Source organism: Xaviernesmea rhizosphaerae (assembly GCF_001938945.1).
Taxonomy (GTDB): domain Bacteria; phylum Pseudomonadota; class Alphaproteobacteria; order Rhizobiales; family Rhizobiaceae; genus Xaviernesmea; species Xaviernesmea rhizosphaerae.
In genome coordinates this window covers 185,951-199,842 of record NZ_MKIO01000039.1, presented here as the reverse complement: position 1 = coordinate 199,842, position 13,892 = coordinate 185,951, and the positions used below count along the sequence as shown (strand labels likewise).

11 protein-coding genes are annotated in these 13,892 nt (G+C 66.8%); 3 read left to right on the top strand and 8 right to left on the bottom strand.

Translation table 11 applies throughout. The features are described 5' to 3' along the window. The first annotated feature begins 31 nt into the window (after window positions 1–31). Window positions 32–1,390: an MFS transporter gene (locus BJF92_RS19010; protein ID WP_075636416.1), complete on the top strand. Its 1,359-nt coding sequence runs from the start codon at window positions 32–34 to the stop codon at window positions 1,388–1,390. Between the two features lie 176 nt (window positions 1,391–1,566). Here BJF92_RS19010 and BJF92_RS19005 read toward each other — a convergent pair whose 3' ends face one another. The 7 genes from BJF92_RS19005 to BJF92_RS18975 form a co-directional block, all read right to left on the bottom strand. Then, window positions 1,567–2,601 carry a UDP-glucuronic acid decarboxylase family protein gene (locus BJF92_RS19005; protein WP_075636309.1) on the bottom strand — a complete coding sequence of 345 codons (1,035 nt, stop codon included), beginning with the start codon at window positions 2,599–2,601 and terminating at the stop codon, window positions 1,567–1,569. Between the two features lie 168 nt (window positions 2,602–2,769). Continuing rightward, window positions 2,770–3,867, bottom strand: a complete 1,098-nt coding sequence (locus tag BJF92_RS19000; RefSeq protein ID WP_075636308.1) for a CgeB family protein — start codon at window positions 3,865–3,867, stop codon at window positions 2,770–2,772. Continuing rightward, the gene (locus BJF92_RS18995; protein WP_075636307.1) at window positions 3,864–4,997 is read right to left on the bottom strand and encodes a CgeB family protein; all 1,134 of its coding nucleotides are present in this window, start codon (window positions 4,995–4,997) and stop codon (window positions 3,864–3,866) included. Before BJF92_RS18995 ends, BJF92_RS19000 begins: the two co-directional genes overlap by 4 nt. Next, complete coding sequence (locus BJF92_RS18990; protein WP_075636306.1) at window positions 4,994–6,139, bottom strand: CgeB family protein; 1,146 nt, start codon at window positions 6,137–6,139, stop codon at window positions 4,994–4,996. The genes BJF92_RS18995 and BJF92_RS18990 overlap by 4 nt, the downstream gene beginning before the upstream one ends. A gap of 5 nt (window positions 6,140–6,144) precedes the next feature. Then, entirely contained in the window at window positions 6,145–7,302 is a 1,158-nt protein-coding gene (locus BJF92_RS18985; RefSeq protein WP_075636305.1) for a glycosyltransferase family 4 protein, read from the bottom strand. Next, a complete protein-coding gene (locus tag BJF92_RS18980) occupies window positions 7,299–9,401 on the bottom strand; it encodes an NAD-dependent epimerase/dehydratase family protein (protein ID WP_078058254.1) in 2,103 nt (700 codons plus the stop codon). The genes BJF92_RS18985 and BJF92_RS18980 overlap by 4 nt, the downstream gene beginning before the upstream one ends. Beyond that, on the bottom strand, window positions 9,323–10,429 hold the full coding sequence (locus BJF92_RS18975; RefSeq protein ID WP_075636303.1) for an NAD-dependent epimerase/dehydratase family protein: 1,107 nt from the start codon (window positions 10,427–10,429) through the stop codon (window positions 9,323–9,325). The genes BJF92_RS18980 and BJF92_RS18975 overlap by 79 nt, the downstream gene beginning before the upstream one ends. A gap of 320 nt (window positions 10,430–10,749) precedes the next feature. Here BJF92_RS18975 and BJF92_RS18970 point away from each other — a divergent pair, with 320 nt between their 5' ends. Both BJF92_RS18970 and BJF92_RS18965 read left to right on the top strand, forming a co-directional pair. Then, window positions 10,750–11,760: an MDR/zinc-dependent alcohol dehydrogenase-like family protein gene (locus BJF92_RS18970; RefSeq protein WP_075636302.1), complete on the top strand. Its 1,011-nt coding sequence runs from the start codon at window positions 10,750–10,752 to the stop codon at window positions 11,758–11,760. Beyond that, complete coding sequence (locus BJF92_RS18965) at window positions 11,757–12,806, top strand: Gfo/Idh/MocA family protein (RefSeq protein ID WP_078058253.1); 1,050 nt, start codon at window positions 11,757–11,759, stop codon at window positions 12,804–12,806. The genes BJF92_RS18970 and BJF92_RS18965 overlap by 4 nt, the downstream gene beginning before the upstream one ends. A gap of 82 nt (window positions 12,807–12,888) precedes the next feature. On the opposite strand, the gene BJF92_RS18960 is transcribed toward BJF92_RS18965, so the two are convergent. Continuing rightward, window positions 12,889–13,821 (bottom strand): SWFGD domain-containing protein, encoded by a 933-nt coding sequence (locus BJF92_RS18960; protein WP_075636301.1) that lies wholly within the window; start codon window positions 13,819–13,821, stop codon window positions 12,889–12,891. Window positions 13,822–13,892 lie beyond the last annotated feature (71 nt).

The window sequence follows — 13,892 nt, the reverse complement described above, 5'->3', positions numbered from 1 at the left end:
CGGAGCGGAAGGAGGCATTGATATGACCAGCATGGCAGTTTCCCCGGGAACGGTTCGGCCATTGTCGAAGGGCGCGACCCCGTCGTCGTCCAAGTTGGAGAGCGACGCCCGGACCATCCACGACGACAAGCCGGTCTCGGCCAGCAATATTGCGATCGGCGTTGTCCTGGGCCGCATGTCGGAGTTTTTCGACTTCTTCGTCTTCGGCCTGGCCTCGGTGCTCGTTTTCCCGCAACTGATCTTCCCCTTTGCGCCGGATCGCCTGACGGCGACGCTGTATTCCTTCGCCATTTTCTCGCTCGCCTTCATCGCCCGGCCGGTCGGCTCGGTGGTGTTCACGGCGATCGACCGTCATTATGGTCGCGGCACCAAACTGACGGTGGCGCTTTTCGTTCTCGGCAGCTCGACCGTCTGCATGGGTTTTCTGCCGGGCTATGATCAGATCGGCGTCGCGGCCATCTATCTCCTGGCGCTGTTCCGCATCGGCCAGGGCTTCGCGCTCGGCGGGGCCTGGGATGGTCTGGCCTCACTTCTGGCCATGAACGCGCCGGAACGCCATCGCGGCTGGTACGCCATGGTACCCCAGCTCGGCGCGCCGATCGGCTTCGCGCTGGCCAGCATGCTCTTCGGCTATTTCGTCGCAAATCTCTCAACCGAGGATTTCCTGAGCTGGGGCTGGCGCTACCCGTTCTTCGTCGCCTTCGCCATCAATGTCGTGGCGCTTTTCGCCCGTCTGCGTCTGGTCGTCTCCAAGGAATTCGGCACGGCGCTGGAGCGTCATGAGCTGCAGCCGGTGCGTATCCGCGACCTGCTCTCCACCCATGGCCGCGATATCCTGATCGGTGCCTTCGTGCCGCTGGCAAGCTTCGCCATGTTCCATCTGGTCACGATCTTCCCGCTCGGCTGGACCAGCCTCTATGGCGAGCAGGCCATCGGCGCCTTCATGATGGTGCAGGTGATCGGCGCGCTCTGTGGTGTCGTCACCATCATCGCCTCGGGGCTCCTGGCCGACCGGATCGGCCGGCGCAGCCAGCTGGGCGTCGCCGCCGTCATCATCGCTCTGTTCAGCTTCATCGGCCCGATGCTGATTTCCTCGGGCTCGACCGGCATCGATGCCTTCGTCATCATCGGCTTCGGCGTATTGGGCCTGTCCTTCGGCCAGGCTTCCGGCTCGGTATCCTTCCGTTTCCGCAAGGCCTACCGCTATACCGGCTCGGCCTTCACCTCGGATCTCGCCTGGCTGGTCGGCGCCGGCTTCGCGCCGCTGATCGTGCTCTATCTGTCCAGCCATTTCGGCGTGACCTTCATCGGGCTGTATCTGCTGTCCGGCGCGCTGTGCACGCTGGTCGCGTTGTTCTTCAACAAGCGCATCGAACCGGCAAACGACTGAGAGGCACCGGCAGGAAACCGGGGCCGCCGAAAGGCGGCCGCCTTGCGGCTCCGCTGCACCAAGATCCTGACAAAGAAGCCCGCCGGGGCACCTTCCACGCCTTTCTGAAGGCGGAAAGGGCCACGGCGGGCTCTTGTGCGTTTTACGATCCGCGCCGTCTAAAGGCACGGATCCCGTCAGGCAGGCGACACCACCCGGCCGGCCATGCCCTTTGCCGGGCGTCGCACCAGAGGCGCCGTCGCCCCCAGCGTCGCGCGGAACCAGTCGATGGTGCGCGGCAGGCCTTCGGCGAGGCTCACCTGCGGCCGCCAGCCCAGAAGCCCCTCGGCACGGGAGATGTCAGGACGCCGACGCTGCGGATCGTCGGCCGGCAGCGGGCGGTGGATCAGCGCGGAGCGCGTCGGCATCAGCGCCAGCACCATCTCGGCCAGCTCCAGAATGGTGAATTCGCCCGGATTGCCGATATTGACCGGCACGCCGGGATTCGGATCGACCGCCATCAGCCGCCGCAGTCCCTCCACCAGATCCGAGACGTAGCAGAAGGAGCGGGTCTGCTCGCCGTCGCCATAGATGGTCAGAGGCTCGCCCTTCAGCGCCTGGACGATCAGATTGGAAACGATGCGGCCGTCATTGGGCTGCATGCGCGGGCCATAGGTGTTGAAGATGCGCACGACCCGCGCATCGACCTGACCGAGGCGCAGGCTGTCGAAACACAGGGCTTCGGCCGCCCGCTTGCCCTCGTCATAGCAGGCGCGCGGTCCCGTGCAGTTGACATTGCCCCAGTAATCCTCCTGCTGGGGATGCTGCAGCGGATCGCCATAGACCTCGCTGGTGGAGGCCTGCAGGAAGCGCGCGCCGTGCCGGGCCGCCAATTGCAGGAGGTTGCCGGTGCCGACCACGCTGGTCATCATCGTGTGGAACGGATCGGCCTGGTAGAGCGGCGGCGAGGCCGGACAGGCAAGGTTGTAGATCTCGTCCACCGCCTCGTCGAGCGCCAGAGGCTGGCAGATGTCATGCTCGATGCGGCGGAAATTCGGATGGTTGTCCAGCGCAGCCACAGTCTCCGGGCTGCTTGTCAGGTAGCTGTCGACGCAGAGCACGCGGTGGCCCTCCGCCAGCAGCCGGTCGCACAGATGCGAGCCGACGAAGCCGGCGCCACCGGCCACCAGGCTCGTCCTTGGCCGCCGCGCGGCCTTGGGTCTGTCGAGCATGTCCTCTCTCCTCTTGAAGCACCGAACCGGAAACCGGGAGCCGGTCTTCGGAAAATCCGGTGCAAAAACAAAATTGGCGCTCGGGACTGTGTGGGATGTTCAGTCCGATGCTCCAACGGGCAGCGCGACAGCGGCCGGTGGATCCCCGGACCGCCCTCGGCAAAAACGTCAGGCACGACGGCGCAAGGGCTGCGCCGGCAGGCTGTCGAGCACATGCAGGAGATCGCCTGCGCGGGCGCGGCCGGTATGGGCGGCCAGGATACGGTCCATGGCATTGGCCGCGAGCCGGTCGCGCCCATCCGGCGAAATCTCGCTCAGCGCCGCCACGACATCGGCAGCCTCGGCGGCGATGCGCACAGCCTCGCCTTCCGGCAGCAGCTCCTCGAGCCCTTCCCATCGGTCGCTGATGATGGCCGTGCGGCAGGCGGCGGCCTCGAACAGGCGCACGCTTGGCGACCAGCCGGCGGCGATCATGTCGGCGCGGGTGACGTTCAGGGTGAAGCGCTGACGGCTGTAGAAGGCAGCGTGATCGGCAGGCGCCAGATGCTCGATCCGCTCGACATTGGCGGGCCAGTCGATGTCATCGGGATATTGCGGTCCGGCCACGGCGAAGCGGCAGTGCGGCAGACGCCGCGCCGGCTCGATCAGCAGCCGCTCCAGCGTCGGCTGGCGGTCGGGGCTGTAGGTGCCGAGATAGCCGAGGTCGAGATCGGGCGTGGCTCCCGTCGGCCGGTAGCGCGTCTCGTCCACCGAGCAGTAGAGCGCCTCTGCCCGCCGCGCGCCGAACTCCGCCTCGAGACGGTCGAGCACGCGGCCGCCGGAAAAGGAGAAATAGACGTCGAACAGAGGCACCTGCCGGCGCGCGAGATAGTCCTCCTCCCCGCGCCGGAGCTTGGCCATGGTGACGGGCGTATCGATATCGTAGAAACACAGAGCGCTGACCCCGAGAGCCGCCACCGCATCGATCACCGCAGGGCCATCCGGCACATAGGAGCCGATGATCACGGCATCGGCCGCGGCGAGCGCCGGCGCGAAGCGGGCGATCATGTCCTCGACACTGTCATAAAGGGCGAGATCGCAGAAATCGGGCGCCGGCAGGTCGCGTTGGGACGCATACCAGTGCACGTCGCGTTCGAGGAACAGCACCTCCTGCCCCTCGGCCTTCAGCCCGCGCAGAAGCGCGCGGAAGGTGGTGGCATGGCCATTGCCCCAGGAGGAGGAGAGCGACAGGCCGATGACGACGATCTTGCGGGGAGAGGCCGTCATGCCGCGCGCTCCCCTGCCCCGAGCCCTGTTTTTGCCTTTGCCGCCGCTGTCGCGGCCTTGGCGACGGCGGCATCGGTGAGAAGCTGGTCCACCTGCAGCGCCCGGTCGGCATAGGTGTGCTCCCTCAGCACCCGGGCAAGCGCCGCGCGGCCGATCGCCTGGGCACGCTCCGGTGTCAGGCCTGAAAGGATATCGGCCACATCCTGCCCGTCGCGGGCGACCAGCACCTCCTGGCCGGGCAACAGAAACAGGTCGATGCCTTCCCAGTAATCGGTGATCAGGCAGGCCCCGGCGCCGGCGGCCTCGAACACCCGTGTAGCAGGGGAAAAGCCCGTCTCCGCCATGCTGGCGCGGGAGATGTTGAGCACCGCCTTCGGCGTGACGTTGAAGGCATTGTGGTCTCGGGTCGGCACATGGCCGATGTCGCGCACATTGGCGCTCATCGGCTTGCCGCCCCAGCCGGAGCCGCCGAGAAGGAAACGCGCGCCCGGCGTCCTTGCCGCCGGCTCCAGGAAGAAGGCCTCGACGCGGGCCTCGCGGTCCGGCAGGCGATTGCCCAGAAAGCCGAGATCGGCGGCAAAGCGCGGCTCCGGCGCCACCGGATGATGGGTTTCCGGATCGAGCGCATTGTAGATCGGCATGCAGGCCTTCGCGCCGAGCGCCCGATAGGCCGAGACCACGGGATCGCCGCCGCCATAGGTCAGCACCATGTCGAGATCGGGCAGCGCCCGGCGCAGCGGGTGGTCGGGAGCCGGCGCGAGATCGGCGAGCGTCGCCGGCGCATCGACATCCCAGAAGATCCGCAAAGCCTGCGGGCGGGCGGCGGCCATCACCTCGGCCAGCAGCAGGTCGTCCTCAAAGCCGACGCCGCTCGCCTTGATCACCACATCGGCCTCGGCGGCCTGCGCCGCGACCGCGCGCAGGGCCTCGATCGTGCCGTCATAGACGACCACCTGCGCCCAGTCGGGCGGGTCGATGTCGCGGTTCTTCTGCCGGTCGTAGACATCGGGCTCGTAGAAGGTCACCCAATGGCCGAGGCCGGCGAGCGCGCGGATCATGCCGCGATAATAGGTGGCTGCGCCGTTCCAGTAGGCGGAGGTCAGGCTGGACCCGTAGAAGGCGATCTTCATGCGGCGGCATCCTTTGAGCGGGAGGAAGAGGAAGCGAGCTCGGCGCGAATGCCGGCCGTGCCATGGATGGCCAGGATGGCGAGAAGCTCGTCGATCCGGTGGCGGCAGGTGTGGCGGGAGAGGACCGTGCGCAGGCCATGGGCGGCAAGCTCGGCGGCCATGGCGGGATCGGAAAGCAGCATGCGCATCAGCCGCGTCATTTCCCCGCCGTCGCGGGCGAAGAGGAAATCGCGGCCGGGGGAAAACAGCCCCTCCGCATCGTCCCAAGGCGCCGAGATCAGCGGGATGCCGGACGCCAGCGCCTCGAACATGCGAATGGTGGGAATGCCCGGCAGGCTTTCGACATAGGGCCGGCGGGGAATGTGCACCGTCAGCCTGTGCTGCGCGAAGGCACGCGGCGCCTCGGCATTGGCAATCCAGCCGCCATAATCGATGCCGGCCTCCGCCAGCGCCGACAGAGCGGGCTGCGGATAGCGCACGCCGCGCACGGTCGCACTCAGGCCAAGGGCCCTGACCGGCTCGATCAGAAAGGCGGCAATCTCCGCCGAGCGCTCGTCATCGCCCCAATTGCCGATCCAGATCAGATCGCCGGTCTTTTCCACCTCGGGCATGGGATGAAACAGCGCCGCATCGGCCGCCTCGTGCCAGGTGAAGACCTGCTGCCCCCAGCCGGCGGCGAGATAGCGCTGGCGCAAGGTCTCCCCGAAGGCGAGCACGAGATCATAGCCCGAGAGATCCAGCCCGGCGATCTCGCCTTCCGCCGAGACCGCGCGGTGATGGGTGTCGTGGAAGATCAGCGTGAAATCGCCGCCCTGCTGGCGGGCCCGCCCGATGCGGGCAATCAGCGCCGGATCGGTCCATTCATGCACGATCACCACATCGGCGGCGGCCAGCGCGGCCTCGTGATCGAAATCGGCCCCGTAGCGCTGCGAGGACAGCATGGGAAAGATCCGGGCGAACTCGGCTTCGGCCCCGGGCCCCTGGTCGGCCACCAGATTGGCGCGGCTCCAGGCGTCGCGCGGCTCCAGCGCGCCGACCCCATGGCCCCGGCGAAGGAGATCGCGGACAATCCCGCGCAGGAAATGCGCATTGCCGTGGTTCCAGTCGGAAACGAGGGAGTGGGTGTAGAAGAGAAACTGCATGTCGCTCACTCCGCAGCGGTGATGTGGGATGACAGGCCGGCGCTCGCCGTGCCGGCAGGCCGGCGCCGATCGCCCTCGGTGCCATCGAGCAGGCGGCCGTAGAGGGCAGACATCGCCTGCCCCTGCGCCTGCGGCGTGAACCGGCGGGCCCGGGCCTGAGCCGCAGCGCCCAGCGCCCTGCGCAGATCCGCATCCGCCGCCAGCCGGTTCAGACAGTCGGCAAAGGCTGTCGCATCATCCGGCGCGGCGAACAAAGCGGCGCCCTCCCACAATTCGCGATAGGTCGGGATATCGGCCAGCACCAGGGCCGCGCCGGCGCGTGCGCCTTCCAGCGCGGCGAGGCCAAAGGGCTCGTAAAGCGAGGGCGAGGCGACGATGGCGGCCGACGTCAGGCGCGCCATGGCTGCGGCATGCGGCAGGCTGCCAAGCGCCCTTGCATGCGAGAGCGCCAGCGCCTGGCCGTGGGGCCCCACGAGCGGCCCGGCCATTTCCACCGGCCATTCGGCAAGGGCGGCCGCCCGGTCGAGCATCGCGCCGTTCTTGCCTTCGTCCCACCAGCGGCCGGCAGCGAAGATCCTCGGCTCCTTGGGCAGCATCGTTTCCTGCAACAGCGTGGCATTCTCCACCACATCCACGCAGATCCCGTCGCCATAAGCGCGCGCCAGCGCCTTCGCATGGGCATGGCTCGGCGCCGCCACGGCATCGGCGCGCAGAAGCCCTTCGCGGTTGCGCTCCGCCTGCCAGCCCCAGCCCGGCGGCAGGCCGCTGCCGCGCACGGCGGCAAACCAGGTGGTGACGCAGGAATGCGAGACGACCAGAACCGGGCGGCCGGTCTCAAGCCCCACGGCCTGGGTCGGCAGGTTCAGATGCAGGAGATCGACGTCATAGGCCTCGGCCAGCAGCGACAGGGTCGGACCGACCTGTGAGAGCGCATCGGCGCTGTCCACCATCCAGTCGAGCGGCTGGTCGAGCCATACCAGTTCGCCCAGCGCCTGGGCTTGACGGCGCTCGGCCGCGGCGGGGCCCGGCCCCAGGCCGACGAAGACGGTGGCGGTGCCCTGCCCCTTCAAGGCGCCGGCCAGATCCATGGCATAGCGCCAGACACCGCCGACGGCATCGAGCGTCATCAGGATGCGTGCCGATTGCCGCGCCGCGCCGCTCATGCCCGCACCTTCAGCGCCGGCCTGTCGGCCTGAAGACCGGGGCGATGGGCCACCAGCCAGTCATGCAGGTCGCGCACGCCATCGCGCCATTTCACCTGCGCCTGCCAGCCGAGCCGCGCGGTCAGCTTTCGCGTATCGGCGACGAAATAGAGCTGGTCGCCGGCGCGCCAGTCGCCATGGTCGAGCGCCAGGGGCTGGCCGGCCAGCCGCTCGATCTCGCGCAGCACCATCTGGATGCTGACCGAATTGATCGGCCCGCCGCCGAGATTGAAGGCCTCGCCGCTCACGCGATCGATGCCCGAGAGCACCGCGCGATAGGCGGCCACGGCATCATCGACATGGAGGATGTCGCGCACCTGCTTGCCATCGCCATAGACCGAGATCGGCGCGCCCTTCAGCGCGCTGATGAGGAAATGCGCCACCCAGCCCTGATCCTCTGTCCCGAACTGCCGGGGCCCATAGATGCAGCTCATGCGCAGGACGGCGGTGCGCAGGCCGAAGGACTTGGCATAGTCGAGCACATACTGGTCGGCCACGCCTTTCGAGCAGCCATAGGGCGTGCAGAAATCGAGCGGCCGGCTCTCGCCGATGCCATGGGCGCGCACCTCCTCATGGCCGGGAATGTAGCGGTCGTCATGCTCGACCATGGCCATGTCGGACAGCCCGCCATAGACCTTGTTGGTGGAGGCAAAGATCACGGGCGCCTGCCCTCCGGCCTTGCGCACGGCTTCCAGCACATTGACCGTGCCGCGGGCATTGGCCTCGAAATCATCGATGGGCGAGACGAGACTGGTGGTCACAGCCGTCTGCGCGGCGAAGTGGAACACCGCTTTGGCATCCTTGACCGCCGGCTCCAGGCTCAGGAGATCGCGCACATCGGCCAGCACGGGATGAACCCGGGCCCCATGCCGCTCCATCAGCCAGTGCAGGTTCTGATCGACGCCGGCGCGGCTCAGATTGTCGACCACCACCACATCCTCGCCCTCGGCAAGGAAGCTTTCGGCGAGGTTGCAGCCGATGAAGCCGGAGCCGCCGATGATGACGACGGGCTTTGCCTGGCCTGTCAGCGCCGGCGCGGCCAGACGGGTGACGGCCCCGAGCTTCTCGACGCCGCCTTCGGTCAGGAGCCGCGCCAGAAGCTTCGGCTGGCCCTGCGCATCGACGGCGCCGAGATGATAGTGGCGCGGATCGAACCAGAGCCCTTCCTGCACCGGCACATCGGCCGGGATGTCGCTCCAGGAATACCAGTACATGCGATCGGCCGGCACGCTCAGCGCCTTCATGAAGCGGCGCGCCTGCTCCACCTCGTCCTTGCGCCAGGTGGAATAGCCGGTTTCGGTGATCCAGATTTCCGAGCCGGGATTGTAGCGGTCGAGGATGGCGCGCATTTCGCCCAGATGCAGGTCCCACCCGCCCCAGGTGCCGGCCTCGCTGTCCCAGGTGCCGGGAAAGCCGTGGAAGCCGACGGCATCGACCACCTGCAGCACGCCGCGCTCGCCCATCAGGTTCAGCCAGTAGGGATCGAAGGGGCACGGACCACCCAGCACCGGCTTCCAGCCGCGTTTTCCCGCCCAATAGGCCGCCCCGCCGATCATCTCGCAGAACAGCGCGAAATCCTGGTCGGCCCGCCAGTCCCAGTCGAGCAGGTTGTTGGGCTCGTTCCAGAGCTCGACATGGGTGAAATGCTGGCCATAGCGCGTCAGCACATGGTCGACGAAATCGGCATAGTCCTTCAGCACATGCGGCGCGCCGGAGGAGCGGCCGTTGCGCGAGTGCGACGGCGGCGTGTAATGGATGCAGGGCAAGAGATCGAAATCGCGGCCGAGCTGCGGGATCAGCCAGTCGAACCAGGCCTCTCCGCCCTCGGCCAGATATTCGGCCCAGGAGAGATGGGTGCGCAGGAAGCTGGCGCCGGCGGCGCGGATCTGCGGCAGCACCGCCTCGGCACGCTCATATTCGCCGGGGCGGAACCATTCGACGAAGCCGTAGGGCCGGCCAACAGGGGAAGAGGCTCTATCGCTCACGAGACCAGCCCCCGCTCTTCCAGCTGCCGACGCATCTCCGCGCCGCGATCGATGGCGCCTGTCGCCCGCACCCATTCGGCGAAGGGGCCGAGGCTGTTTTCCAGCCGATGCTGCGGCTCGAAGCCGAGGAGATCATGCGCCTTGCCGATATCGGCAAAGCAATTGCGGATATCGCCGGAGCGCGCCTTGCCGAGGATTTCGGGGCCGATTTCCGGCACGCCCATGGCATCGGCCAGCAGGCGCGCGACCTCGGCGATCGTATAGGCCTGGCCGCTGCCGATATTGATGACGTGGCCGCCGGCATGCGGCTGCTCCAGCGCTAGGCGGAAGGCGCGCGCGACATCACGGACATGGACGAAATCGCGCCGCTGCGCGCCATCCTCGAAGATCGTCGGCGGCTGGCCATTGGCGAGCCGGGAGGCGAAATTGGCCAGTACGCCGGTATAGGGATTGGAGAGCGCCTGACCGGCGCCGAAGACGTTGAACAGCCGGAGCGCGACCGCTTCGACGCCATAGGCCTCGCCGAAGATCAGCACCTGTTTTTCCTGGGCATATTTGGTCAGCGCATAGATGGATGCGAGATCGACGGGCTTCTCCTCGTCGGTCGCAACCGGCGTCAGCACTTCGCCATCGGGTCCTTGCGGATTCCACCGTCCGGCCTTGATCTCGCTGGCGCGCCGGCGCACCGCCCCGAAACGGGCGCCATCGGGGCCGGTATAGAGCCCCTCGCCATAGACGCTCATGGAGGAGGCGACGACGATGCGGCGGATCGGCCGATCGATCATCGCTTCCAGGAGCACGGCCGTGCCCAGATCATTACCGCCGACATAGCGGGCGATCTCATACATGGACTGGCCGACACCGACCTCGGCCGCCAGATGCACCACGCTCTCCACGCCCTCCAGCGCGGCGGAAACGGCGGCCTTGTCGCGCACATCCGCCTGGATGATCTCGGCGGCGGCGGGCGTCTCCGCCTCAGCGTCTCCATGCACCTGATCGATCATCGCATCGAGAATGCGAACCTCATAGCCCTGGTCGAGCAGCTCCTCCGTGACATGGCGGCCAATGAAGCCGCAGCCTCCCGTAACAAGAATCTTTGACATGGATCACCCGGTGCTCAATAAGTATAACAACGAGCGACCCAACAAGGCGATCACACAGAAGTTCCTTCTTCAAGAACATCTTTTTCATCCTCATCATCAACTACTCTTTGTAATTTCATTTTCATAAAATGGAACAGCAGATGTAATTTTAGATATTTCCGGAATTCGCTGAGGGAAAAACTTCATCTTCTTGTTCTTCTTCTGCAACTTCTCCTGCCGGGGCCGGTTAGGCGGCATCCGGGCTGACGGGCCCGGGCTGTTGGGCCCGTCCTAGGCCGGCAGCGCCGAGTTGAGACAAAAAAGCCAAGGAGACGCCGCCCATGACCATCGCCAGCTTCAAGGAGCAGACCACGCAGGGGCACAGGATGCGGGCCGCCATCGTCACCGGCCCAGGCCAGATCGACATCCGCGATGCGCTGGTGGCGGAGCCGGGGCCCGGCCAGCTGCGCCTTCGCCTGGAAGGCTGCGGCGTGTGCGCCTCCAACCTCACACCCTGGTCCGGTCCTGACTGGATGACCTTCCCGACTGAGCCCGGCGGTCTCGGCCATGAGGGCTGGGGCGTGGTGGAGGCCATCGGGCCCGGCGTCGAGAACATCCATGTCGGCGACCGCGTGGGCGCGCTGAGTTATCACGCCTATGCCACCCATGACATTGCCGAGGCCGACGCCGTCGTCGTGCTGCCGAAGGCGCTTGAGGGGCGCCCCTTCCCGGCCGAGCCGCTCGGCTGCGCCATGAACATCTTCGCCCGCAGCGGCATCAAGGCAGGCGACACGGTGGCGATCGTCGGCATCGGCTTTCTCGGCGCGCTGCTGACGCTGCTGGCGACGGCCGCCGGCGCGCGGGTGATCGCCATCGGCCGGCGCGCTTTTGCGCTGGATCTCGCCCGCCAGGCCGGCGCGGCCGAAACCATTGCCATGATCGACCACTGGCAGATCATCGAGGAGGTGAAGCGCCTGACCGAGGACAGGCTCTGCGATGTCGTGATCGAGGCCGTCGGCAGCCAGTGGCCGCTCGATCTCGCCGCCGAACTCACCCGCGAGCGTGGCCGGCTGGTGATCGCAGGCTATCATCAGGACGGCGCCCGGCAAGTGAACATGCAGCTGTGGAACTGGCGCGGGCTCGACGTGATCAACGCCCATGAGCGCGATCCCCAAGTCTATCTTGCCGGCATGAAGGCGGCCGTCGACGCCGTGGTCGATGGCCGGCTGAAGCCCGACGCGCTCTACACCCACCGCTTTCCGCTGCACAAGCTCGACGAGGCGCTGAACGCCACGCGCGACCGGCCGGACGGTTTCATGAAGGCGCTGGTCATGATGGAGGATGTCCGATGAGCCTCTCCTTCGCCGCCACCTCCTCGGCCGCCGCACTGAGCAAGGCCGCTCCCGCGCCGCGCCGCCCGCGCCTGGGCTTTCTCGGCGTCGGCTGGATCGGCCGCAACCGCATGGAGGCGATTGCCGCGACGGGCGCAGCCGAAATCGCCGCGATCTGCGATCCCTCCCCGGCCATGATCGAGGAGGCACTGGCCTCGGCGCCGGACGCACACCGTGTGGCCTCGCTGGAAGATCTGCTGGCGCACGATCTCGATGGGCTCGTCATCGCCAGTCCCAGCGCGCTGCATGCCGCCCAGAGCATTGCCGCGCTCGAACGCGGTATCGCGGTCTTCTGCCAGAAACCGCTCGGCCGGTCGAAGGCGGAGGTGGAGGCGGTAATCGACGCCGCCCGTGCTGCCGACCGTCTGATCGGCGTCGATCTTTCCTATCGCGAGGTGGAGGCGGTCAAGGCGATCCGCGCCCTGGTGCGCGAGGGCGGGCTCGGCCGGATCTTCTCGGTCGACCTTACATTTCACAATGCCTATGGACCGGACAAGCCCTGGTTCTACGAGAAGACGCTGTCCGGCGGCGGCTGCGTCATGGATCTCGGCGTGCATCTGGTGGACATGGCGCTCTGGGCGCTGGATTTTCCCGAGATCGAGGGCGTCGAGGGCCAGCTCTTCGCCGGTGGCGCCCCCATTGCCGCGGCAAGCGACCAGGTGGAGGATTTCGCGCTGGCGACCATCCGGGTGAAGAACGGTCCCGTCATCCGCCTTTCCTGCTCCTGGAAGCTGCAGGCGGGACAGGACGCGGTAATCAACGCAACCTTCTACGGCACGGGAGGCGGTGCGGCTTTGCGCAATGTCGCCGGCTCCTTCTACGATTTCACCGCCGACGCCTTTCATGGCACGCGCAGTGAACGGCTGATTGATCCGCCGGATGCCTGGGGCGGCCGCATGGCCGCACGCTGGGCCGAGCAGCTGGCGACACGCAAGAGCTTCGACCCTGCGGTCGAGCATCTGGTTGCGGTGACGGAGGTTCTCGACCGGATCTACGGGCGCGGCTGAACACGAAAAACCCCCGGGTTCACGCCCGGGGGGTCTCATAGATCTGATCCAGTGCGGCATCAATAACTGCTTAGAGCCCGGCTTAGCTGTTCAGCCGCGCGCTGGCGCCCGTGGTCCCCCCCGTCGTCCCCGTGGTGCTGCCGGCGACATTGGTGGTGGAGGAGCGGCTGCTGTCCGACGAAAGATCGACCGAGGACTTGACGCGCAGATTGTTCTGCACATGCTTCACGCCGGAAATGGCTTCGGCGAGATCCTCCGCATAGCGCTTGTCCTGACGCGAGGTGACCGTGCCGCTCAGCGTGACTTCGCCGGAGGAAACTGTGACCTCGATATCGGAGGCATCAAGCCGGCCATCATCTGCCAGACGGTCGTTCAGATCATCGCGGATGCGATCGTCGGATCGGGTGTAGCCCTTGGGCCCCTTGCCGCGATGCTGGTCCATCATGCGGCGGTGCTCGGCCTCCTCATTGCCGAACCAGGATGCAACCTCGTCCGTCGCGCGGTCCATGAAGCCCCGCTTTTCGCCGCGGCTGCGGCTGTCATCATTGCCGCGCCAGGACGAGCGGTCCTCGCCGTAATTTCCGCCATAGCCGCCGGCGCTCCAGCGGTCGTCGCGGCCAGAGCTTCGCCCGTAATCGCCGCGCCCGGAATCTGCGCCGTAATTGCCGCCGCTGCCATAGCTTGCGCCATAGGAAGAGCGCGAGGGCGCGCCCTGGCGACCATAGCCACTGTTGTCGTCGGAGAGGCGGTTGTCGCGGCGGTAGCCGGTAAAGCTGCCATCATCGCCATAGCCCATGTCATCGCTGCGCCAGGTCGAACGGTCGCCGCCCTGATAGCGGTCGGACTGGTAACGGTCTTCCGAGCGGTCGCGCTCCGCACCACCCCAGGCCGAATAGTCGCCCTGTCGGCGATCATCGTCGCGGCCGAAGGATTCGCGGCCATACTGGCTGGAAAGACGATTACGGTCGGCGTCGTTGAAACGGTCGTTGTTACGCGTGTAGTTCCCATTTGCCATGATGAGTTTCCTCTTGGTTATCTCTTGGTTCAACACATGGAACACAGGGCTAATGACCCGCCGGAGTCTTT